Origin of the sequence: Aquibium pacificum, from assembly GCF_040839445.1 — a bacterium.
GTDB classification, from domain to species: domain Bacteria; phylum Pseudomonadota; class Alphaproteobacteria; order Rhizobiales; family Rhizobiaceae; genus Aquibium; species Aquibium pacificus.
This window is the reverse complement of the sequence record NZ_JBDPGJ010000002.1, coordinates 1,216,904-1,237,127: the sequence shown is the minus strand read 5'-3', so window position 1 is coordinate 1,237,127 and position 20,224 is coordinate 1,216,904. Positions and strand designations below refer to the sequence as shown.

Annotated in this window: 20 protein-coding genes; 3 read left to right on the top strand and 17 right to left on the bottom strand. The window is 67.2% G+C overall.

The features are described from left to right. Window positions 1-384: 384 nt before the first annotated feature. On the bottom strand, window positions 385-906 hold the full coding sequence (locus ABGN05_RS12470; RefSeq protein ID WP_367954321.1) for an RICIN domain-containing protein: 522 nt from the start codon (window positions 904-906) through the stop codon (window positions 385-387). Window positions 907-1,054: 148 nt separating this feature from the next. Then, window positions 1,055-1,921 (bottom strand): DMT family transporter, encoded by an 867-nt coding sequence (locus ABGN05_RS12465; RefSeq protein WP_367954377.1) that lies wholly within the window; start codon window positions 1,919-1,921, stop codon window positions 1,055-1,057. Between the two features lie 204 nt (window positions 1,922-2,125). On the opposite strand from ABGN05_RS12465, the gene ABGN05_RS12460 reads away from it, so the two are divergent. Beyond that, window positions 2,126-2,269, top strand: a complete 144-nt coding sequence (locus tag ABGN05_RS12460) for a hypothetical protein (protein WP_367954320.1) — start codon at window positions 2,126-2,128, stop codon at window positions 2,267-2,269. A gap of 182 nt (window positions 2,270-2,451) precedes the next feature. Here ABGN05_RS12460 and clpB read toward each other — a convergent pair whose 3' ends face one another. The 8 genes from clpB to ABGN05_RS12420 form a co-directional block, all read right to left on the bottom strand. Beyond that, entirely contained in the window at window positions 2,452-5,058 is a 2,607-nt protein-coding gene (gene clpB / locus ABGN05_RS12455; protein ID WP_367954319.1) for an ATP-dependent chaperone ClpB, read from the bottom strand. A 207-nt stretch (window positions 5,059-5,265) separates the two neighbouring features. Continuing rightward, window positions 5,266-6,273, bottom strand: a complete 1,008-nt coding sequence (locus ABGN05_RS12450) for a DUF4167 domain-containing protein (RefSeq protein ID WP_444876169.1) — start codon at window positions 6,271-6,273, stop codon at window positions 5,266-5,268. Window positions 6,274-6,580: 307 nt separating this feature from the next. Further along, on the bottom strand, window positions 6,581-7,435 hold the full coding sequence (prmC, locus tag ABGN05_RS12445) for a peptide chain release factor N(5)-glutamine methyltransferase (RefSeq protein ID WP_367954318.1): 855 nt from the start codon (window positions 7,433-7,435) through the stop codon (window positions 6,581-6,583). Between the two features lie 117 nt (window positions 7,436-7,552). Continuing rightward, the gene (prfA, locus tag ABGN05_RS12440) at window positions 7,553-8,632 is read right to left on the bottom strand and encodes a peptide chain release factor 1 (protein WP_367954317.1); all 1,080 of its coding nucleotides are present in this window, start codon (window positions 8,630-8,632) and stop codon (window positions 7,553-7,555) included. A 155-nt stretch (window positions 8,633-8,787) separates the two neighbouring features. Next, entirely contained in the window at window positions 8,788-9,162 is a 375-nt protein-coding gene (locus ABGN05_RS12435; protein WP_367954316.1) for a helix-turn-helix domain-containing protein, read from the bottom strand. 5 nt (window positions 9,163-9,167) lie between these two features. Further along, on the bottom strand, window positions 9,168-9,521 hold the full coding sequence (locus tag ABGN05_RS12430; protein ID WP_367954315.1) for a type II toxin-antitoxin system RelE/ParE family toxin: 354 nt from the start codon (window positions 9,519-9,521) through the stop codon (window positions 9,168-9,170). A gap of 104 nt (window positions 9,522-9,625) precedes the next feature. Next, entirely contained in the window at window positions 9,626-11,896 is a 2,271-nt protein-coding gene (ptsP, locus tag ABGN05_RS12425) for a phosphoenolpyruvate--protein phosphotransferase (protein ID WP_367954314.1), read from the bottom strand. Window positions 11,897-11,973: 77 nt separating this feature from the next. Next, entirely contained in the window at window positions 11,974-13,227 is a 1,254-nt protein-coding gene (locus ABGN05_RS12420) for an aspartate kinase (RefSeq protein WP_367954313.1), read from the bottom strand. A gap of 202 nt (window positions 13,228-13,429) precedes the next feature. On the opposite strand from ABGN05_RS12420, the gene ABGN05_RS12415 reads away from it, so the two are divergent. Continuing rightward, window positions 13,430-14,143 (top strand): gamma-glutamylcyclotransferase, encoded by a 714-nt coding sequence (locus ABGN05_RS12415; RefSeq protein WP_367954312.1) that lies wholly within the window; start codon window positions 13,430-13,432, stop codon window positions 14,141-14,143. Between the two features lie 17 nt (window positions 14,144-14,160). On the opposite strand, the gene ABGN05_RS12410 is transcribed toward ABGN05_RS12415, so the two are convergent. Continuing rightward, complete coding sequence (locus tag ABGN05_RS12410; RefSeq protein ID WP_367954311.1) at window positions 14,161-15,558, bottom strand: mechanosensitive ion channel domain-containing protein; 1,398 nt, start codon at window positions 15,556-15,558, stop codon at window positions 14,161-14,163. A gap of 180 nt (window positions 15,559-15,738) precedes the next feature. Between ABGN05_RS12410 and ubiG the strand changes: the two genes are divergently transcribed. Next, window positions 15,739-16,491, top strand: coding sequence for a bifunctional 2-polyprenyl-6-hydroxyphenol methylase/3-demethylubiquinol 3-O-methyltransferase UbiG (gene ubiG / locus ABGN05_RS12405; protein ID WP_367954310.1), 753 nt, complete (start codon window positions 15,739-15,741; stop codon window positions 16,489-16,491). Between the two features lie 32 nt (window positions 16,492-16,523). Here the strand turns inward: ubiG and ABGN05_RS12400 are convergent, their stop codons facing one another. From ABGN05_RS12400 to ABGN05_RS12375, 6 genes are all read right to left on the bottom strand, one after another. Continuing rightward, window positions 16,524-16,769: a type II toxin-antitoxin system VapB family antitoxin gene (locus ABGN05_RS12400; protein WP_367954309.1), complete on the bottom strand. Its 246-nt coding sequence runs from the start codon at window positions 16,767-16,769 to the stop codon at window positions 16,524-16,526. Between the two features lie 65 nt (window positions 16,770-16,834). Next, window positions 16,835-17,725, bottom strand: coding sequence for a DMT family transporter (locus ABGN05_RS12395; RefSeq protein WP_367954308.1), 891 nt, complete (start codon window positions 17,723-17,725; stop codon window positions 16,835-16,837). A gap of 48 nt (window positions 17,726-17,773) precedes the next feature. Further along, complete coding sequence (locus tag ABGN05_RS12390; RefSeq protein WP_367954307.1) at window positions 17,774-18,199, bottom strand: DUF1178 family protein; 426 nt, start codon at window positions 18,197-18,199, stop codon at window positions 17,774-17,776. Continuing rightward, complete coding sequence (locus ABGN05_RS12385) at window positions 18,196-19,059, bottom strand: carbon-nitrogen hydrolase family protein (protein WP_367954306.1); 864 nt, start codon at window positions 19,057-19,059, stop codon at window positions 18,196-18,198. The genes ABGN05_RS12390 and ABGN05_RS12385 overlap by 4 nt, the downstream gene beginning before the upstream one ends. A gap of 13 nt (window positions 19,060-19,072) precedes the next feature. Continuing rightward, window positions 19,073-19,336 carry a glutaredoxin 3 gene (grxC, locus tag ABGN05_RS12380; protein WP_367954305.1) on the bottom strand — a complete coding sequence of 88 codons (264 nt, stop codon included), beginning with the start codon at window positions 19,334-19,336 and terminating at the stop codon, window positions 19,073-19,075. A 24-nt stretch (window positions 19,337-19,360) separates the two neighbouring features. Then, complete coding sequence (locus ABGN05_RS12375) at window positions 19,361-20,146, bottom strand: ComF family protein (RefSeq protein ID WP_373695917.1); 786 nt, start codon at window positions 20,144-20,146, stop codon at window positions 19,361-19,363. Between the last annotated feature and the right edge of the window lie 78 nt (window positions 20,147-20,224).

The following is a 20,224-nucleotide window of genomic DNA, read 5'->3' as shown; positions in this document are numbered from 1 at the left end:
TTTGCTTTCGCGCTTCGCGCTGACCCCCACCCTGACCCTCCCCTCAAGGGGGAGGGGACGACGGCATCGCGCGAACGGGGCTCCCCTCCCACTTGAGGGGAGGGGTTGGGGGTGGGGGTCGGTCCGAAGGGCCGAGCGAAAATAAGAGCGGCGAGATTGGGGGTGCGCCCTCGTGGTTCGACAAGCTCACCATGAGGGCGCAAGAGAGCATCGGCGCCGCTTCGGCTCCTTTGGTGAGCGCAGTTCGGCAAGGCCGGTCGAGACGGAGAGGGCCCCCACTCCGTCTCGGGCTGCGCCCGAGACGCCCAGGGCGAGCCACCGGTCTCGCCCGTCCTTCGGACCCCCCAAGGAGTGGGGGTGACGAAGGGCGCTCGGGCTCGGCCCTCAGTTCACCTGCTTCCAGGTCGGATTGAGGTACCAGAACTGGCCGGTATAGTTGGCGCAGGGGGTGAGGTGGGGCTGGTTGTCGTCGGGGCCGCCGTTGAAGATGTCGAGGCACATGCCCGGGCCGCGGAAGTCGGTGGTCAGACGGTAGGCCTGCCCCTCAGGGCGGAGCGCCCAGAACTGGCCGGTGTAGTTGGCGCAAGGGGTGAGATGCACCTGGTTGTCGCGTGCGCCGCCGTTGAAGACGTCGAGGCACATGTTGGCGCCGCGGAACATGGTCGACAGGCGCCAGTAGCCGTTGCCGGCCGGCGTGAAGCGCCAGTACTGGCCCGACACGTCGGCGGCGGGCGCCAGGTGCGTCATGTCGTTCTTCGGACCGCCGTTGAAGACGTCGAGGCGCATGTCGCCACCGCGAAACTCGGTCGAAAGCGTGAAGTAGTGGCCCGTGTCGATGCCCTGCGCAGACGCATGGCCCGCAATCGTTGCGAACGCCGCGGCCGCGGCGATGATTATCCATTTCATCGATTGATTTCCCCACGTGAAAAGTCGAGCGCACCGGCGCTCCCGCCGGCCAGGCTCGGTGTTGCCCCAACGGCACCTTGCTAGGACCTCACCTTGCGGAAGTCTATTCCTAAATCACCATCGCCTTATATTTGCGGAGCCCCTCGCCTCAATCGGTCCGCCGGCGCTCGCGCAGGATGACGACCACACCGCTGGCGATGATGACGGCAGCACCGAGGAAGGTGGCGGTGTCGGGGACTTCGCTCCAGATCAGCCAGCCGAATGCGGTGGCCCAGACGAGCGCGGTGTAGTCGAGCGGCGCGATGAGGGCGGCCGGCGCCAGGCGGAAGGCCTGGGTCATCATGGTCATGCCCACCGTGCCGAAGAGAGAGATCGCGAAGAAGAGCCAGAGATGTTCCGACTGGATTTCCCGCCAAACGAAAGGCGTGGCGAGAGCGGCGACCAGGGCGCCGGCGCCGGTCAGGTAGAGAAGCAGGGTCCACACGCTATCGCGCGGATCGAGCCAGCGCGCGCTCAGCATCAACAGCGCATAGAGAAACGCGGTGGCGACCGGCAACAGCGACACGGGCTGGAAGCTGGCACCACCCGGGCGGACGACGATCAGCACGCCGACAAACCCGACGATGACCGCCGACCAGCGCCGCCAGCCGACGTGATCGCCAAGCACCAGGGCGGACATGACGGTGATGAAGAACGGTGCCGCGAAGATGAGCGCGGTGGCCTCGGCAAGCTTCAGGTGCATGATGCTGGTGAAGAACAGCACGGCCGCGCCGAGCCACAGGACGCCGCGCGCGAGGTGGGCGAGCGGCCGGCGCGAGCGCAGCGCCGCAGCGCCGCCCATCCCATAGGCGATGGCAAAGGCGAACGGCAGGGCGATCACGTTGCGGATGAACAGGATCTGCACCGGCGAATAGGTGGCCGTCAGCGATTTCGCCAGCGCGTCGTTGACGCTGAGGCAGGCGACGCCGGCCAGCATCAGGAGGATGCCGGTCAGCCGGTTCTGCCGCGTCTCCACGATGCCGTGCACTTAAAAACTCCGCGCGCGTCCGCCCCTGCCCGGTTCCGGCCGGCAGCCGGAGCGGGGATTTATCAGGACCGACGAATAGACGAACGGGACCGCGGCGTCTGCCAAAAACCCGGCCTGGCACAAGGCTTCGCCGATGCAAGGTTGACGGCGGCACCCGGGGTCGAGACAATGCCGGACAGACAAAGGGGTGGCATGCGACTGGTGTGGTATTTTCTGGCGGCGCTCCTCGCGGGCCACGCTGTCGCAATGTTCGTGCTCGGACCGCCGAAGGGGCCGATCTACATCTATATCTTCGGCAACGAGGAGGCGGCCGAGGATCTGCGCGGCGGCGGCTGAGCCGGGGCGCGGCGCCCTTCTCCGGCGCGAGGAAGGGACGCGGTCAACCGGCGCCGGCTCTCGGCGGGGTCTTCGGTACAGGTCGGTGAAATTCGGTGGGGTGGGAAGAGCCCCCTCACCGTTTCGGGCGTTGCCCGAGCCACCTCTCCCCCGCTAGGCAGGGGAGAGGCATTGCGTTCGGGCTAAGCAGCCTCGGCCTCGTCCACCGCCAGCGGGCGGGGGCGGAAGAGGAGGCGGTCGGAGCCGGCGGCGATGACGACGGTCTGGCCGTCGCGGATGTCGCCCTGCAGGATCTTCTCCGCCAGCGGATCCTGGAGCTCCTTCTGCATGACGCGCTTGAGCGGACGCGCGCCGTAGGCGGGATCGTAGCCCTTCTCGGCCAGCCACTCGATGGCGGTGCGGTCGAGGTCGAGCGCGATCTTGCGGTCGACGAGCAGCTTCTCCAGCCGCTTCAACTGGATCTCGACGATCGCGCCCATGTCGGCCCGCCGCAGGCGGTGGAACAGGATGACCTCGTCGATGCGGTTCAGAAACTCCGGCCGGAACGAGGCCCGCACCACGCCCATGACCTCCGAGCGCACCGCGTCCACGTCCTCGTCGTCGCGCAGGTTGACGAGATACTCGGACCCGAGGTTCGACGTCATGATGATCAGCGTGTTGCGGAAGTCGACCGTGCGGCCCTGCCCGTCGGTGAGCCGGCCGTCGTCGAGCACCTGCAGGAGCACGTTGAAGACGTCCGGGTGCGCCTTCTCGATCTCGTCGAACAGCACGACCTGGTAGGGCCGGCGGCGGACGGCCTCGGTGAGAGCGCCGCCCTCCTCGTAGCCGACATAGCCGGGAGGCGCGCCGATCAGCCGGGCGACCGAGTGCTTCTCCATGAACTCCGACATGTCGATGCGCGCCATGGCGTTCTCGTCGTCGAACAGGAAGGAGGCGAGCGCCTTGGTGAGCTCGGTCTTACCGACACCGGTGGGGCCGAGGAACATGAACGAGCCGATCGGCCGGTTCGGGTCCTGCAGGCCGGCGCGGGCGCGCCGCACGGCCTTGGAGACAGCCTGCACCGCCTCGCCCTGGCCGACGACCCGCCTTGCGATCTCGTCCTCCATGCGCAAGAGCTTGTCGCGCTCGCCCTCCAGCATCTTGTCGACCGGGATGCCGGTCCAGCGGGAGACGACATGCGCGATGTTGTCGGGCGTCACCTCCTCCTGCACCATGGCGCCCTTGCCGTCCTGGGCTTCCGCCTCGACGAGCTTCTTCTCCAGCGCCGGGATCTGGCCATAGGCAAGCTCGCCGGCGCGCTGGAACTCGCCCTTGCGCTGGGCGATGGCGAGCTCGTTGCGTGCCTCGTCGAGCTGGCGCTTCAGGTCCGCGGCGAGCCCGAGCTTCTGCTTCTCGGCCTGCCAGCGGGCAGTCAGCCCGTCGGACTCTTCCTCGAGATCGGTCAGTTCCTGCTCGAGCCTCTCCAGCCGGTCCTTCGACGCGGCGTCCTTTTCGGTCTTCAGCGCCTCGCGCTCGATCTTCAGCTGCATGATGCGGCGGTCGATCTCGTCGAGTTCCTCGGGCTTGGAATCGACCTGCATCCTGAGACGCGACGAGGCCTCGTCGACGAGGTCGATCGCCTTGTCGGGCAGGAAGCGGTCGGCGATGTAGCGGTTGCTGAGCGTCGCGGCGGCCACGAGCGCCGAATCCGAGATGCGCACCTTGTGGTGCTGCTCGTACTTCTCCTTCAGGCCGCGCAGGATGGAGACCGTGTCCTCCACCGTCGGCTCGTTGATGAAGACGGGCTGGAAGCGGCGGGCGAGCGCGGCGTCCTTCTCGACGTGCTTGCGGTATTCGTCGAGCGTGGTGGCGCCGACGCAGTGCAGCTCGCCGCGGGCGAGCGCGGGCTTCAGGAGGTTGGAGGCGTCCATCGCGCCCTCCGCCTTGCCGGCGCCGACCAGCGTGTGCATCTCGTCGATGAAGAGCACGATCTCGCCCTCGGCGGAGGTGACCTCCGACAGCACGGCCTTCAGCCGCTCCTCGAACTCGCCGCGATACTTCGCGCCGGCGATGAGCGAGCCCATGTCGAGCGCCATCAGGCGCTTCTCCTTGAGCGATTCGGGCACGTCGCCGTTGACGATCCGAAGCGCCAGCCCTTCGGCGATGGCCGTCTTGCCGACGCCGGGCTCGCCGATGAGCACGGGATTGTTCTTGGTGCGGCGCGACAGGACCTGGATGGTGCGGCGGATCTCGTCGTCGCGGCCGATCACGGGATCGAGCTTGCCCTCGCGGGCATCCTTGGTGAGGTCGCGCGCGTATTTCTTCAGCGCGTCGTAGCCCTGCTCGGCTGAAGCCGAATCGGCGGTGCGCCCCTTGCGGATGTCGTTGATGGCGGCGTTCAGTGCCTGCGCGGTGACGCCGGCCTTGGCGAGGATGTCGGCGGACTTGGCCGACTTCTCCACGGCCAGCGCGGTGAGCAGGCGCTCCACCGTTACGAAGGAATCGCCGGCCTTCTTCGCCAGTTCCTCGGCGGTGGAAAAAACCTTGGCGAGCGGCTGGGCCATGTAGAGCTGGCCATTGCCGCCCTCGACCTGCGGCATGGCTTTCAGCGCAGCCTCCACGCCGAGCTGGACGTCCTTCGGTCGTCCCCCGGCGCGCTCGATCAGGTTCGCCGCGAGGCCTGCCTCGTCATCGACGAGGACCTTCAGGATGTGTTCGGGTGAGAATTGCTGGTGATTGCGCGACAGCGCCATCGTCTGTGCGGACTGGATGAAGCCCCGGACCCGCTCGGAGTATTTTTCGATGTTCATGCTCTGGTCTCCGTATCCTTCCCCGGCCCGCTTGGCGGCGCCGGTTCGGCTCATGGTGACGGGTCGCTTCGGACGAAGCCGGCCCAACTTGCCGTGGATATGGAGATTAGAGGATCATTCCTCAAGACGGGTTGATGCGCGTCAAACAAGCAAAAAGGGCGAAGCCGCCGGCTCCGCCCTCTTGCGATACGCTATGTTGGATCGAGGCTACTGCGCCGCGATGGCAGGCTCGTCGGAATTCGTATCCTCATTCTCGCCCTCGGCACCGGAGGCAGCGCCGCCGGCCTCGACATTCGCATTGCGCGGGCGGCGTGGACGGCGCGGCTTGCGCGGCGCAGCGTCACCGCCTTCGCCCGGCGTTGCCGGCTCGGCTTCCTTCGCCGCATCGGCCTGCGCGGGAGCAGCGGCCTCGGCGGGAGCCGTGACACTGGCCCGCGGCGGACGGCCGCGGCGGGGGCGAGGCTGGCTGGCCATCGCCTCCTGTTCGAGCGCGACCTCGACCGGCATGCCGTCTATCACCGGCTGGGGTCCCGAACCGTCGTCGTTGCCGCGCGGCTGTTCGCGGTTCTGGGCGGGGTCCTGCTCTGCGCGCGGCGGACGCGGATTATCGCGCTGGCGATCGTCGCGCCGGCCGCCGTCCCGCTGTTGATTGTCGCCGCGCGGCTGGTTGTCGCGCTGGCGGCCGTCACGACCGTCGTTCTGGCGGCCATCATTCTGGCGACCTTCATTTTGGCGACCTTCATACTGGCGCCCGTCGATCTGGCGCCCGTCGTTCTGGCGATTGTCCCGGCCTTCGTTCTGCTGCCGGCTATCCTGCTGGCGCGCGTCCTGCTGGCGATTCTCGGGCTGCCGGCCGTCCTGGCGGTTGTCCTGCTGGTTGTTGCCCTGATCGAAATTGTCGTCGCCGTCATTGTCGTCGTCGTCGAACTCGTCGCGCTGGTCGCGCGCGGTGTTGACCGGCATCTGACCCTGGGCGGCGGCGATGATGCGGTTGTAGTGTTCGGCATGCTGGAGGTAGTTCTCCGCCATCACGCGGTCACCGGCGCTGTGCGCATCGCGGGCAAGGGTTGCGTATTTCTCGGCGATCTGTTGGGCGGAGCCCCTGATCTTCACGTCCGGCCCGTTGCTCTCGTAGCTCCGGGTCAGAGGATTGGGGCCCTTGCGGTTGTTGTTGTTCCGACCGCGCATGCGCCTGTTCTGCTGTTGTGGCCTCATCCGATACTCTTCATTTCAATCGCGTTGAGAAAAAGGGCGGTGCGGCCAGAAAAGAGCTCGCGAACGCCATCCGGTTATGGGCAATACGGCGCATCGAGCCGCTGGCCCTGCCATCTCGCTTCTGGTTTCGTACCCTGGCCGGAAGAGCCCCATACGAAGCAAGTGCGTCCATCACGCGGTCGGCAGTCTGTTTCCTGAAGGGACCGAACCGATACAGCACTGCCTGCTTCGTCTCATCCGGTGGCCGGAAACTATCCGCATTCGACAGCTATGCCAAGCATTTTTTCGCAAGGCACAAATTTGGGTTTTACAAGGTGAACAATAATGCCCTGTCACGGCCGCCGAGGTCTTTTGCCTCTCCCGCCGGCCTGAACCCAGCTTCGCGGAAGATGGCGGCGACGTCCTCCTTTTGCCGGCTTCCGATCTCGACGCCTATCAGGCCGTCCGGATCCAGATGCGGCGCGGCGCCCGACGCGATGGTTCGGTAGGCGTCGAGCCCGTCCGCTCCGCCCGAAAGCGCGCGGGGAGGATCGAACCGCGTCACGTCCCGGGCAAGGCCAGCGAGTTCACCGTCCGTTATGTAGGGCGGATTGGACAGGATTACATCGAACCGGCCCGAGATTCTTTCGAACCAGTCTGAAAGGACCGTCTCGAACCGGTCGGCAAGACGATTCGCTGCGGCGTTCACCCGCGCGGTGGCGAGCGCGCCTTCCGAGATGTCGACACCGAGGGCACGCGCCTGCGGAAGGGCCGACAGCATGGCGAGCGCGATGGCGCCCGTGCCGGTTCCGAGATCGAGGATCGAGCAGGTCCCCTTTCTCGCGGCGGTCGCGCGCGCGTGGGGCAGGACGAGATCGACTAGCGCCTCGGTATCGGGGCGCGGCTCCAGCGTATCGGGCGAAAGCGCCAGCCGCAGGCCGTAGAACTCGCGCCAGCCGAGGATGCGGTGCACCGGCTCGCCGGCGAGCCGGCGCGCGACGGCCTTTTCCAATTCGGCTGCCTGCGCGGGCGTCGCGATTCGACCGGGCTCGCGAATCAGGTCGAGCCGGGTCGTGCCGGTGCAGTGCTCCAGAAGCAGCCGGGCGTCGAGGTCGGGGGTTTCGAGGTTGGCGGCGGCGAAGCGGCGGCGGGTGCTTTGGTGGAGGTCGGTGAGGGTGGTCATCGGGATAGGCGCACGGCCGTGCTCCGGCGGGCATTCGGGTCGATGTCGGTGTCCCGTGGGCTGGAGCCGAGCTCCGGTACCGGTATCATGCTACTGCGCATCCGGCGCCAGTCCGCCTCAGACACTCCCGCTCATGTCGGCCAAGAGCTTCGACTGGTGGTCGGAGATCAGCGCGTCGATGATCTCGTCGAGGTCGCCCAGCATCACGCGGTCGAGCTTGTAGAGCGTCAGGTTGATGCGGTGGTCGGTCACCCGCCCTTGCGGGAAATTGTAGGTGCGGATGCGTTCGGAGCGGTCACCGGACCCGACCTGCAGGCGCCGCGCTTCGGAGCGTTCGTCGGCAGCGCGGTTGCGTTCCATGTCGTAGAGCCGCGAGCGCAGGATCTGCATGGCGCGGGCGCGGTTCTGGTGCTGCGACTTTTCCGCCGACACGACCATGATGCCGGTGGGCAGGTGGGTGATGCGCACGGCCGAATCGGTGGTGTTGACGTGCTGGCCGCCGGCGCCCGAGGCGCGCATGGTGTCGATGCGGATATCCTCGTTGCGGATCTCGATGTCGACGTCCTCGGCCTCCGGCAGGACCGCGACGGTAGCCGCCGAGGTGTGGATGCGCCCGCTCGCCTCCGTCGCGGGCACGCGCTGCACGCGGTGTACGCCCGATTCGAACTTCAGCCGCGAGAACACGCCCTTGCCCGACACGGTCGCGATGATCTCCTTGTAGCCGCCCGCGTCGCCTTCGCTGGCCGAGACGAGTTCGACCTTCCAGCCGTGGTCCGCCGCATAGCGCTCGTACATGCGGAAGAGGTCTCCGGCGAAGATCGCCGCCTCGTCGCCGCCCGTGCCGGCGCGGATTTCGAGGATGGCGTTCTTGGCGTCTGCCTCGTCCTTCGGCAGAAGCAGAACCTGGATCTGAGCCTCGACTTCCTCGATCCGCCCTTCGACCTCCTCGAGCTCGGCCTCGGCGAGTTCGCGCATGTCGCGGTCGGTCGCGCGGTCCGACAGCATGGTCTTCATGCCGTCGCGGTCCTTCTCCAGCGCCCGCAGGGTCTTGATCCTCGCGGCGAGTTCCTGGATGTCGGAGTATTCGGATGCGAGCTTGACGTATTTGTCGGCGTCCGGCCCGGCCGCCATCTGCGCCTCGAGCATGTCGAAGCGCTTCAGAACCTGGTCCATCCGGTCGGCGGGGAGAGTGGTCATGTCTGTCTGGCTATCGTTTCAAACGGGAAAAGGCGCATCGCGGCGCGACATCGCTACGTAGCCGCACTGGAGCCGCGACTGGATGGCGGATTTGGCGCCATTCGTCTAGGGGGTGGCGCCATGGTGCCGCCCAACGCGAGAACTAGTGGCGGCGGTCAGGCGCGTATATCGCTCTTGCGTTCGTCACGCGCGGCCCGGCGGCGCCGACGGGGTTCCTCCGTGTCGCCGATCCCTTCCAGGGCAACCGGCACCTTGCCGGGAAACTCGACCATCAGCTTGAGATTGCCGCCCATCGCGCGGACGTAGCTCGTCAGGGTGGAAAGGAGGAGATCGCTCTGGCGCTCGTATTTCGCCACCGTGGCCTGCTGGATACCCAGAGTTTCGGCGAGTTGGACCTGGGTGATCTCCTTGGCTTTCCGCAACTCCTGCAGCGTCAAGTATTCGGCATGGAGCCGGTCCGCTTCGGCCTCGATCGCGTCCCGGCGGGCAGGATCGAGGGCAGTCAGCTTGTCCTGAAGAGTACGTGGCATTGACGTCATCCTGTCCGTCTCTGGAGGTGGCGGTCGAACCGTTCATCGGCCCGCGCGATCAGTTGCCGGTAGAAGCGCTTCTCGCTGCTGCCGGACTTGTCCCCGCCGACCAGCAGAATCGCCTGCCGGGCGGGATCGAAGGCGAAGGCAATGCGCCAGACGCCGTCAGCGGCGTTGCAGCGCAGTTCCTTCATGTTCGCATGCTTCGACCCGGTCAGGGTGTCCACGTGCGGCCGCCCGAGCGATGGTCCTTCGCGTTGCAGAACGAGAGCACGGGCAAGAATTGCGTCCTGCACCTGTTCTGGCAGCGCATCGAATTCCGGCTCGAACTCTTCTGCGAACGAAACGGTCCAAGGCATCGCGCGCCCATAGCTTCGATGCTATATAGCTCTGGAGAACTAACCCTACAAGGCCGGCGTCGTTTCGCACGCCGACGCGGCGGCGGACGCGATGCGCCCCGACCTCAAAGCGGGATGTCGTGCGCCGTCGCGAAATCGCGCAGGAGGGCGCGGGCGTCGCGGGACGCGCCGCCGTCGGCGAGGACCGGCGCGATCGCGCGTTCCAGTTCGCGCACGGGGAGTTCCACAAGCATGGCCTTCACCGGGCCGATGGCGGCGGCCGACATCGAGATCGACCGGAAGCCGATGCCGATCAGGGCCATGGCCGAGATCGGGCGGCCGGCCAGTTCGCCGCACAGCGTGACCGGCGTGCCGGCGCGCGCGCCGGCGTCGAGCACGTGCTTCAGCGCGCGCAGGAAGGGGGCCGAGATCGGGTCGAAGCGGCCCGACAGCATACCGTTACCGCGATCCGTGGCGGTGAGGAACTGGAACAGGTCGTTGGAGCCGACCGAGACGAAATCGACGACACGCATCAGTTCGTCGAGCTGGAACAGCAGCGACGGCACCTCGAGCATGGCGCCGAGCTTGAGCCTGGTCGGGAGCAGATGGCCGAAGCGGGCGAGGTGATTGACCTCGCGGTCGATGAGGTGGCGCGCCTTAGTGATCTCCCCTATCTCGGTGACCATGGGGAGCATGAGACGGAGCTCGCCGCCGCCTGCCGCCTTCAGAAGGGCCCTCACCTGTGTTCTCAATAGCCCCGGACGGTCAAGGGTGAGCCGGATCGCGCGCCAGCCGAGCGCCGGATTCTCCTCCTTCTCGCCGCCGCGGAAATAGGGCAGCACCTTGTCGCCGCCGATGTCGATGGTGCGGAAGGTGACCGGCTTGCCGTCCGCTGCCTCCAGCACCTGACGGTAGAGCGCCTCCTGCGCCTCGGCGCGCGGGAAGGTCGCCGCCACCATGAACTGGAGTTCGCTGCGGAACAGGCCGATGCCGGCCGCGCCCGAATCGGCGAGCTGCGGCAGGTCGACGGCGAGCCCGGCATTCATCATCAGGTCGACCCTGACGCCATCCTTCGACAGCGACGGTCTTTCGCGCAGTTCCCTGTAGAGTTCCTGCCGGCGGGCGCGGAAGCGGACCTTTTCGGCATAGGCGGCCTCGACGTCGGGCTGGGGACGCAGGTGCACCTTGCCCTCGTCGCCGTCCACGATGGCAGCGTCGCCGTTTTCCGCCATCGAGACCGCGCCCTTGGCCTGGCCGGCGACGGGAATGCCCATGGCGCGCGCCACGATCACCACGTGGCTGGTGGCGGCCGCGTCCTCCAGAACGAGGCCGCGCACCTTGTCGCGCGGATAGTCGAGAAGCTCGGCCGCACCCATGGCGCGGGAGACGATGATGGCGTCCTTCGGCAGCGACGTCGCCAGCGCGTCGGCGCCGCCTCCCATCAACTGGCGCAGGAGCCGGTAGGCGAGGTCGTCGAAATCGTTCATGCGCTCGCGCAGATAGGGGTCGGTCATGTGCATCATGCGCGCGCGCATGTCGCTCTGGACCTTCTCGACCGCGGCTTCCGCCGTGAGCCCGTTATGCACGGCTTCCTCCAGCCGGCGCACCCAGCCGCGGTCGTGCGCGAACATGCGGTAGGCCTCGAGCACGGCGCGGTGTTCGCCCTCGGAGGCGATCTCGCGGCGCGACAGCATGTCGTCGATCGACAGGCGCAACGAGCCCAGCGCGTTCTCGAGCTTGCGCAGTTCGAGATCGGCGTCCTCGTTGAAGAGATTGGTCACCACGATGCGCGGCTCGTGCAGCACGACGTGGCCGAGGCCGACGCCTTCGTTGAATGGCACGCCCTCGATGGTGACGGGCCGGCTCAGATCGAGCTCCATGCCGGGACGCGTCAGGCGGCGCAGGTCTCCCGTGGCGATCATCTCGGCGATGACCATCGCCGTGGTTTCGAGCGCCTCCACCTCGTCGTCGCCATAGTTCCGCATGGTCTTGTTCTGGACCACGAGTACGCCGAGAGTGCGGCCCGCGCGCAGCACCGGCACGCCGAGGAAGGAATGGTAGATCTCCTCGCCCGTCTCCGGGAGATAGGCGAACGCCGGATGCTTCTGCGCGTCCTGGAGGTTGAGCGGCCGGGCGCTCGCGGCGATCGTGCCGACGAGGCCTTGTCCCAGGCGCAGTTGCGCGAGGTGGACCGATCCGGGGTTCAGACCTTCGGTGGCATAGAGTTCGAGGACCGAATCGGCGCGCAGCACGTAGAGCGAGCAGACTTCCGCCACCATGTTTGAGGCGATCTCGCGCACGATCCGGTCGAGCCGGGCCTGCGGCTCCAGCGCCTCCGCCATGAGCTCGCGCAGCCGTCTCAGCAGGACCCGCGGGCTGCCTGCGATTTCACGCATGGGCATGGGCTCCAACGGCCCCGCGCCGCGCCCGCGCGAATCGCGAATACGGCAGGCCGCCCCCTCGAATAGTTACTCTATTGCTTATCCAGACCGTAGACGGAATGCAAAGTCCGCACGGCAAGCTCCGTATAGGCGCCGTCGATCAGGATGGAAATCTTGATTTCCGATGTCGTGATGGCCCGGATGTTGATGCCCTTCTCGGACAGGGCCTTGAAGGCGGTGGCCGCCACGCCAGCATGGCTGCGCATGCCGATGCCGATGACCGAGATCTTGGCCATGCCCTCGTCGTGCTGGAGGACGTCGAAGCCGATGTCGCCGCGCGCCTTGTTCAGCACCGCCAGCGCCTTGTCGACGTCGCCGGACGGTACCGTGAAGGTCATGTCGGTGCGCGAGCCGTCCTCGGAGATGTTCTGGACGATCATGTCGACGTTAATATTGGCCTCGGCCAGCGGACCGAAGATGCCCGCCGCCACGCCGGGACGGTCGGCGACGCGCCGCAGCGATATCTGGGCCTCGTCCTTGGCGTAGGCGATGCCGGTGACGACCTGCTGTTCCACGATTTCATCCTCGTCGCAAATGAGCGTTCCGGGCGGGTTCAGGAGATCACCCATGCCCGGAGCATCGGGATCGTCGAAGGAGGAGCGGACGAAGGTCCGGACCTTGTGTACCATGGCGAGCTCGACCGAGCGCACCTGAAGCACCTTGGCGCCGAGCGAGGCCATCTCGAGCATTTCCTCGAAGCTGATCTTGGCCAGGCGCCGCGCCTTGGGCTCGATGCGCGGATCGGTGGTGTAGACGCCGTCGACGTCGGTGTAGATGTCGCAGCGGTCGGCCTTCACCGCCGCGGCGATCGCCACCGCGCTGGTGTCGGACCCGCCGCGGCCGAGCGTGGCGATGCGCTTGTCGGGGCCGATGCCCTGGAAACCGGCGATCACGGCCACCTGCCCTTCCCCGAAGCGCTCGATGAGGAAGGAGCCGTCGATGTCGAGGATGCGGGCGGCGCCGTGGGCGTTGTCCGTCCTGATGGGGATCTGCCAGCCCTGCCAGGACCGGGCGTGCACGCCCATCGACTGCAGCACAATGGCCAGGAGCCCGGCGGTGACCTGCTCGCCCGAGGCGACGACGGCATCGTACTCCCGCGCGTCATGCATGGGCGAGGCCTCGCGCGTCCAGGCGACCAGCTCGTTGGTCTTGCCGGCCATGGCGGAGACCACGACCGCGACGTCGTGGCCGGCGTCGACCTCGCGCTTGACATGCCGCGCCACGTTGCGGATGCGCGGAATGTCGGCAACGGACGTCCCGCCGAATTTCATCACGATGCGCGCCATGGAAGCGGAATGCCTTTGCGGGGAACGCGGCGGATGGGCCGCGGGAAAATCAATAGAAACGCCGCCTCCCCGGCGGCGCGAATGCGCGGCCTCCTTAGCCAAACGGCGGGGCAATCGCAAGCGCGTGACGCCAAGCCATCTCTTGCGCGCCGGAACGCCCCGCGTAAGTTTGATGCAACGACGAGGCAGCGGGGCGAATGGAATGGCGCGACGGACGGCGAAACGGGAGATGCGGCTGACGCGGCGGCATGTCGAGAGGCTGGTGCGCGAGATTTCCGATCCCGGTTTCCAGCCATTTCCCGGCGTGCGACCGGCAACCGACGAGGATTTCGACGCGCTGGCGGCGGACCTCCGGCAAGGTGCGCCGCAGGACGCCTTCTGGGTCTTCGCCTACGGCTCGCTGATCTGGAATCCGGCCTTCGACTTCGCGGAAAGGCGGGTCGCGCGGGCGCATGGCTGGCGGCGAATCTTCTGCCTGGGCTGGGACCGCCGGTTCCGCGGCAACAGCGAGAATCCAGGCCTGATGCTGGCGCTCGACCGGGGCGGGCAGTGCAAGGGCATCGCCTTCCGGCTGGCGCCCGAGACGCTGAGGCAGAGCCTGGACCAGCTGGTGCGGCGCGAGATGTCAATGGTGCCGAGCTCCTTCCCGCCGCGCTGGATCACCGTGGAGACGGAGGAAGGCCCGCTGCGGGCGCTGACCTTCGCCATGAACCGCAAGAGCGGCCGCTACATCGGCCATCTGAGCGACGAGGAGACGGCGCAGATGCTGGCGACCGCTTGCGGCTTCCGCGGATCGATGGCGGAATATCTGCACGCCACCGTCGAGCATCTGGAGGAGTTGGGTATCCACGACCGGCATCTGTGGAAGTTGCAGCACCTGACGGCCGAGCGGATCGAGGCGATGCACGGCGCGTGAAGGCTGGATCGTCTTCGTCAACCCTTGAGCAGGTTCTCCGAACTTTCGGGGATGTCGCCCTTAGGTCTGTCCGCGGCCTCGCGCGTCTCGCTCCGCAGGTTACCTTCGCCGAGGGTTACGGCCTTCTCGTCGACGGGCGGCGTCTTCTTTTTGCTCGGAGCACGCGGCGCCTTCGCGGCGGGTCTGTCCCCGCGGTAGACCGGCACGCCCTGCGGGAAGACCACCTCGCGCGCCGGATCCGGCATCTCGATGCCGCCGGACAGAAGGGCGTTCTTGGACAGCCTGAGGAGGGCCGAGTTGATCTTGGCGGGGGAATAGGTCGCGCTGTCGAACCAGTATTGGACCCTCAAATCCACCGTGGCGGCGCCGAGCTGGTCGACCAGCACCAGCGGTTCGGGGTTGTCCAGGACGGCCGGATGGTCGCGCAACACCTGCGTTATCAGAGCCTGGGCCTTTGCGGTGGAGGAATCGTAGCCGATCCCGACCAGGAACTCGGCGCGACGGCTCGGGATGCTGGAATAGTTCTTGATGATGCTCTTGAAGACGGTGGCGTTGGGGATCTGCACGTGGTTGCCGTCGAGCGTCAGGAGCACGGTGCTGCGGGTGTTCAGGTTCTGCACGATGCCCACATGGCCGGCGACGTCGATGAGGTCGCCGGAGCGGAAGGGATTGCGCGTCGACAGCAGCAGGCTCGCCAGGAAATTTTCGGCGATGTCGCGGAAGGCGAAGCCGATGACGATACCTATGAGGCCGGTGCCGCCGAGCACGGTGACGGCGAGGCTGGTGAGGCCAGCGACCTGCAGGACGAAATAGATGCCGAGCAGGAAGACCGGGATGGTGATCGCCCGCACCACGACGGATCTGAGCAGCGGCGAAGAGATGCGCTCCGAAAGGAAGCTGCGGGCGAAGCGGCCGATGAGGGCGGCGACGAGGAAGGTCGCGACGGCGATGATGAGCGCCAGGAGGACCAGCGGCCAGGCCTGCACCGCCTGTCGGTAGAGCCGAGTCGATTCTTCCCCTGCCCGGCCGAAAGTGGAGCGCAGGTCGGCGCGGACCTCGATGCGGTTGACGACGGCCACGGTGCCTTGCGTGTTGGCTGCGAGTTCGCCGGCCCAGCGGCGGTGATCCTGCGAGCCGGCGGCGCCGTCGAGGAAAACGACACCCTCGCGCACCTCGACGGTCGGGTTCTCGAACCATCCGGTCGACACCAGGATGCCGCCGAGGCGTTCGGCGATCGCGCGATCCTCGACGGTGTTGTCGATGCTGACGGGCTGGCGCGGCGCGGCCGGAGCCTCGCCGGGGTCGACGGCTGGCTCCTGGGCCATCAGGGTCTGTACGGACAAGACGGAGAACGACAGCGAGACCAGTAAAACCCTGGCTGCCACGCGCAGGCGGCTAAATCCGCGCCCGGTCACCGGTTCGCTCGCTCTTGCATCGACAGCTTCATCTTTGCCGAACGCTCGCGCCCTCGCTGCGTTCCGCTCTCGCGTATGCGGCCCGAATTCTCCCACAGGGCGGGAGGGGGGCGCGATGGCGGACTTGACATTCCCCGCCCCGCGACCAACCTCTTTCGCTCGCGAGAGGAGACCACTGCGATGCCCGAGGCCCGACGAACGACCATCGACACCGCCGAAATCGAGCGCTTCTCCGCGCTCGCCGCCGAATGGTGGAATCCGAACGGCAAGTTCAAGCCGCTGCACAAGTTCAACCCGGTGCGGCTGGCCTATATCCGCGACAAGGTCGCGGAGCGGTTCGGCCGCGACCCCCGTTCGTCCCGACCCTTCGAGGGGCTGCGCTTCCTCGACATCGGCTGCGGCGGCGGGCTCCTGTGCGAACCGATGGCGCGGCTCGGCGCGACCGTGGTCGGAGCCGATGCTTCCGAGACCAATATCGAGGTAGCGAAACTGCATGCGGCCCAGAGCGGCGTGTCGATCGACTACCGCGCCACCACGGCCGAGGACCTGGCCGATGCCGGGGAAAAATTCGACGTGATCCTCAACATGGAAGTGGTCGAGCACGTATCCGACGTCGGGCTCTACATCGGCAAGTGCGCCGAAATGGTCAAGCCCGGCGGCATCATGTTCGTGGCCACGATCAACCGCACGCTGAAGGCGCTGGGGCTCGCGATCGTGGGCGCGGAATACGTGCTGCGCTGGCTGCCGCGGGGCACGCACCAGTTCGGCAAGCTGGTGCGACCGGACGAATTGCAGAAGGCGCTGGGCGATGCCGGCATGAGCGTCATCGACCGGACGGGCGTGGTCTACAGCCCGTTGGCCGACCGCTGGCAGCGTTCGCGCGACATGGATGTCAACTACATGGTGCTGGCGGAGAAGGCTGCGAACGAGTGAGGCGTAAAGCCGTCGAACCGGGCGGACGAACGTCAATCTTCCTCGTAGAGACTGTCGATTAAGTCCTTGTCCACCGGCAGCGCGAGGGCAGGATTTCCCATGGCCCGCAGATCTCGCGCGAACGCACGACTGATCTCGACGAGGCACGGCTTGCCCTCCTCCCGCTCCAGTTCGTGCTGGAGCGCAACGTGGACCGTGTCCGTCAGCCCGGTCTTCTTCAGCGATGCCAGCTTACGCAAAAGTGCATCGGTTTCGGGGTTCGTGATATGGATAGCCATGACCGTGTCGATCCGGTTTGCCGCCGTGTGTCCCCATAGCACGCAGAATTTTTCTATGCGAACCTTCAGCTTTCCCGGCTCTGCGCCTTCGTCGTCATGACGACGCCGATGCCGACGATCGCGGCGCCCGCCCAGGTGAGCAACGCATAGCGCTCGCCGAGGAAGAGCGTGCCCGATACCAGTCCGACGGCGGCCGCGACATAGCCGATCTGGCTGAGATAGACGGGGCCGCCGACCGCCTGGAGGCGGAAGAAGAAGACGAACATGCCGGCAGACGAGGCTGCCTGCGCGACGACCGCGAGCGGCAGGTCGGCCAGCGGTGCGAGATCGAAGTTCGCGGCAGGGACGAGCCCGACCAGGAGGAGGATGACGGCCGCGGCATAGTGGCTGCCGATGGCGAGCTCGATCGGCCCTGCATGCGCCGGCCAGTCGATGGTGCGGTAGATGTTGCCGACCGCGAGCGCCACCGGGATGAGCAGGCCGAGCGCCACCCAGCTGAGCGCCGCGGGCTGGCCTAGTTCGCCGCGCGTGGCCGCGACGATGACGGCGCCGAAGAAGCCGACCGCGATGCCGCCGATGCCGAGCGGGCTCGGGCGGCGCAGCCTGATCAGCAACGACAGAGTGAGCGTGATGACCGGCGACAGCGTCAGCATGATCGCGGTGAAGCCGGCGCCCAGATGCGGGATCGCGGCGAAGACGATGATGTTGGGGATAGCGTAGGAGATCGCGCCGGCGACCGCGAAATAGCGCAGCTTGTGGCGATCGAGCCGGGGCAGGTCGCGACGGACGATCTGAACGAGGATGAGGATGGTGCCGACGCCGAAGGAGATGACGAAGGACCACACGACGGCCGATACGCCGGCGCCGGTGGCGATCTTGCCGAGCGGGAAGATCATGCCGAGCAGCCCACCGGTGACCAGCAGCAGCGCGGCGGCCGAATCCCAGAGCTGCCTCATGGCCGGAAGGAGGGTGTCATCGCGAAGCGGTCCGGGATGTCGCCGGCCTCAGTTCCGATCGTCCGGGAAGACCGGGATCGGCATGAACTCCACGCCGTCCTCGGCAAGGCTCACGGCCTCCTCGCGCGTCGCCTCTCCATAGATGCCTCGCGCCTCGACTTCGCCGAAATGGATCTTGCGCGCTTCCTCGGCGAACCTGTCGCCGACATAGTCGGCATTGGCCCGCACCTTCTCCGCAAGCTCCTTCAGTTTCGCCAGAACCTGCCTCTGCTCCTCGCCCGCCGCCAGCGCGATCTTCTCGCGCTTTCGCCCGGTGGAGACGGCCGGCGCCATCAGGGATTTGCCGACATGCGGCGAGCCGCAGGCCGGGCAGGCAACGAGCTTGCGCTCCGCCTGAGCCTCGTAATCCTCGTTGTTGCGGAACCAGCCGTCGAAGGCGTGGCCGTTGTCGCACTGCAGGGAGAATTTGATCACGAGGCGTCTCTCCGGGCGGCCACCGGGATGCCGACTCCGCGCACGGAGAATTCGCGCGCGTTCTTGAGGTTCGGGATCTTCCTGCGCGCGGCCGCCACCGCATCGGTGTCGATCTCGGCGAGGAGCAGGCCGGGTTCGTCGTGCTCCAGTTCCGCGACGATGCCGCCCCAGGGGTCGATAATCATGGAATGGCCGTAGGTCTCGCGGCCGTCCTCGTGTTTCCCGCCCTGCGCCGCGGCGACGATCCAGGTGCCGTTCTCGATGGCGCGGGCGCGCAGCAGCACGTGCCAGTGCGCCTCGCCGGTCTGCCGCGTGAAGGCGGCGGGCACGGTGAGCACCTCGGCGCCGGCCATGGCCTGGGCGCGGAAGAGCTGCGGGAAGCGCAGGTCGTAGCAGACCGACATGCCGAGCTTCGCGAAGGGAAAATCCGCCACGATGGTGCAGACGCCCGGCTCGTAGGTGTTGGATTCGCGCCAGCTCTCGCCATTGTCGAGGTCGACGTCGAACATGTGGATCTTGTCGTAGGTGGTGACGAGCGCGCCGTCGGGTCCGAAGAGGAAACCGCGGTTGGCGACCTTTCCGTCGGGGCGTGCGATCGCCGTCGACCCGACATGGATGGTGACGCCGAGTTCTTCGGCGAGCCGGCCGGCGATGGCGGCGATAACGTCCTCGCTCTCGTCCTTGAGGATGGCACGCAGCCTCGCCCGGTCGCGCACCAGCGCGCCGGTCATCTCCGGCGACTGGATGTAGGTAGCGCCCTGCCCGGCGGCCTCGCGGACCATCGCCTCGAACGTCTGCGCGTTCGCGACGGGGTCCATGCCAGTGCGCATCTGGATGGCGGCTGCCTTGAAGACGCTCATGATGCCGGCTCCGTCAGGCACCGCCGCCCTGCAGCATCGCATCGAGGCGGCCATTGGCCTCGAGCGCGTGCAGGTCGTCGCTGCCGCCGACATGGGTGTCGCCGATGAAGATCTGCGGGAACGTCGTGCGCCCGGAACGCGACATCATCTCCTGCCGCAGGTCCGGCGAGAAGCTGGCGTCGTGTTCGGTGTACTGCACGCCCTTCCTGTCGAGCAGGCGTTTGGCGGCGGCGCAGTAGCCGCACATCATGCGGGTGTAGATGGTTACGTCTTTCATGGCGTTTTCCGTCATCATGCCGAACTATATAGAGTTGCCCCCGCCGTCTAGGAAGTCCTCCGGCAGCACGCGCGCGAAAGTCAGTACGTCGACGCCCGCCGCACCCGCCCGCCGGAGCGAACGCGCCATCGCCGAGACCGTCGCGCCGGTCGTGTAAACGTCGTCCACGGCGAGCACCCGGCGGCCCCTCAGACGCTCGCGCTCCGCAACCGGCACCTTGAACGCGCCTCGCACGTTCTGCTCGCGCTCGGCCAGACCGAGGCCGACCTGCTGGCGCGTCGGCCTGGCGCGCACGACCAGGGCAGGCTCGAAGCCGAGGCCCGATAGGCCGGCGATCGCGCGGGCGAGTTCGGCCGACTGGTTGAAGCGCCGCCTGAGGAAGCGGCGCGCATGCAGCGGGACCGGGACGATGACGTCGGCGTCGCGGATCAGTTCGGCGCCGGCGCGCATCATCCAGCGCGCCATCCATGGCGCCAGGTCGGTGCGATCATTGTACTTGAGCGCCTGTACCATGCGGCGCGCCACGCCCGTATAGGCGACCGCCGAGCGGGCCCGGTCGAACGGCGGGGGATTGGCGATCGCGGCGGGCGAGAGGGCGCCCTCGCCCATGTCGACGCCGAAGGGGACGCCGAGCACCTCGCACCATGGACGCTCCATGAGCCGCAATTCGCGCCAGCACGAGCCGCACAGCGTGGCCGGCAGGCTGACGGTGCGGCGGCAGCCGCCGCAGAGCGGCGGAAAGAGCGCCCTCCCCGCCTGGGCGGCCGCGATCGAGAATAGGCGCTTGAACTCGAGGGGCAGATCGGCCACGACGCTCACCTTGTCGGCCGGACGCTAGCAGAAGGCCGCCGTGGAGCCTACGGCCGCGGCAACCGTTTTTGTCCGGCG

Bases quoted from the DNA above. Each gene is read 5' to 3' on its own strand.
- prfA (WP_367954317.1), bottom strand. From the start codon at position 8,632: ATGACCACTCTCCCCGCCGACCGGATGGACCAGGTTCTGAAGCGCTTC.
- ABGN05_RS12460 (WP_367954320.1), top strand. From the start codon at position 2,126: ATGCGACTGGTGTGGTATTTTCTGGCGGCGCTCCTCGCGGGCCACGCT.
- grxC (WP_367954305.1), bottom strand. From the start codon at position 19,336: ATGAAAGACGTAACCATCTACACCCGCATGATGTGCGGCTACTGCGCC.
- ABGN05_RS12450 (WP_444876169.1), bottom strand. From the start codon at position 6,273: ATGAGGCCACAACAGCAGAACAGGCGCATGCGCGGTCGGAACAACAAC.
- ABGN05_RS12385 (WP_367954306.1), bottom strand. From the start codon at position 19,059: ATGAGCGTCTTCAAGGCAGCCGCCATCCAGATGCGCACTGGCATGGAC.
- ABGN05_RS12430 (WP_367954315.1), bottom strand. From the start codon at position 9,521: ATGCCTTGGACCGTTTCGTTCGCAGAAGAGTTCGAGCCGGAATTCGAT.
- ubiG (WP_367954310.1), top strand. From the start codon at position 15,739: ATGCCCGAGGCCCGACGAACGACCATCGACACCGCCGAAATCGAGCGC.
- ABGN05_RS12435 (WP_367954316.1), bottom strand. From the start codon at position 9,162: ATGCCACGTACTCTTCAGGACAAGCTGACTGCCCTCGATCCTGCCCGC.
- ABGN05_RS12420 (WP_367954313.1), bottom strand. From the start codon at position 13,227: ATGGCGCGCATCGTGATGAAATTCGGCGGGACGTCCGTTGCCGACATT.
- ABGN05_RS12415 (WP_367954312.1), top strand. From the start codon at position 13,430: ATGGCGCGACGGACGGCGAAACGGGAGATGCGGCTGACGCGGCGGCAT.
- ABGN05_RS12395 (WP_367954308.1), bottom strand. From the start codon at position 17,725: ATGAGGCAGCTCTGGGATTCGGCCGCCGCGCTGCTGCTGGTCACCGGT.
- clpB (WP_367954319.1), bottom strand. From the start codon at position 5,058: ATGAACATCGAAAAATACTCCGAGCGGGTCCGGGGCTTCATCCAGTCC.
- ABGN05_RS12470 (WP_367954321.1), bottom strand. From the start codon at position 906: ATGAAATGGATAATCATCGCCGCGGCCGCGGCGTTCGCAACGATTGCG.
- prmC (WP_367954318.1), bottom strand. From the start codon at position 7,435: ATGACCACCCTCACCGACCTCCACCAAAGCACCCGCCGCCGCTTCGCC.
- ptsP (WP_367954314.1), bottom strand. From the start codon at position 11,896: ATGCGTGAAATCGCAGGCAGCCCGCGGGTCCTGCTGAGACGGCTGCGC.
- ABGN05_RS12400 (WP_367954309.1), bottom strand. From the start codon at position 16,769: ATGGCTATCCATATCACGAACCCCGAAACCGATGCACTTTTGCGTAAG.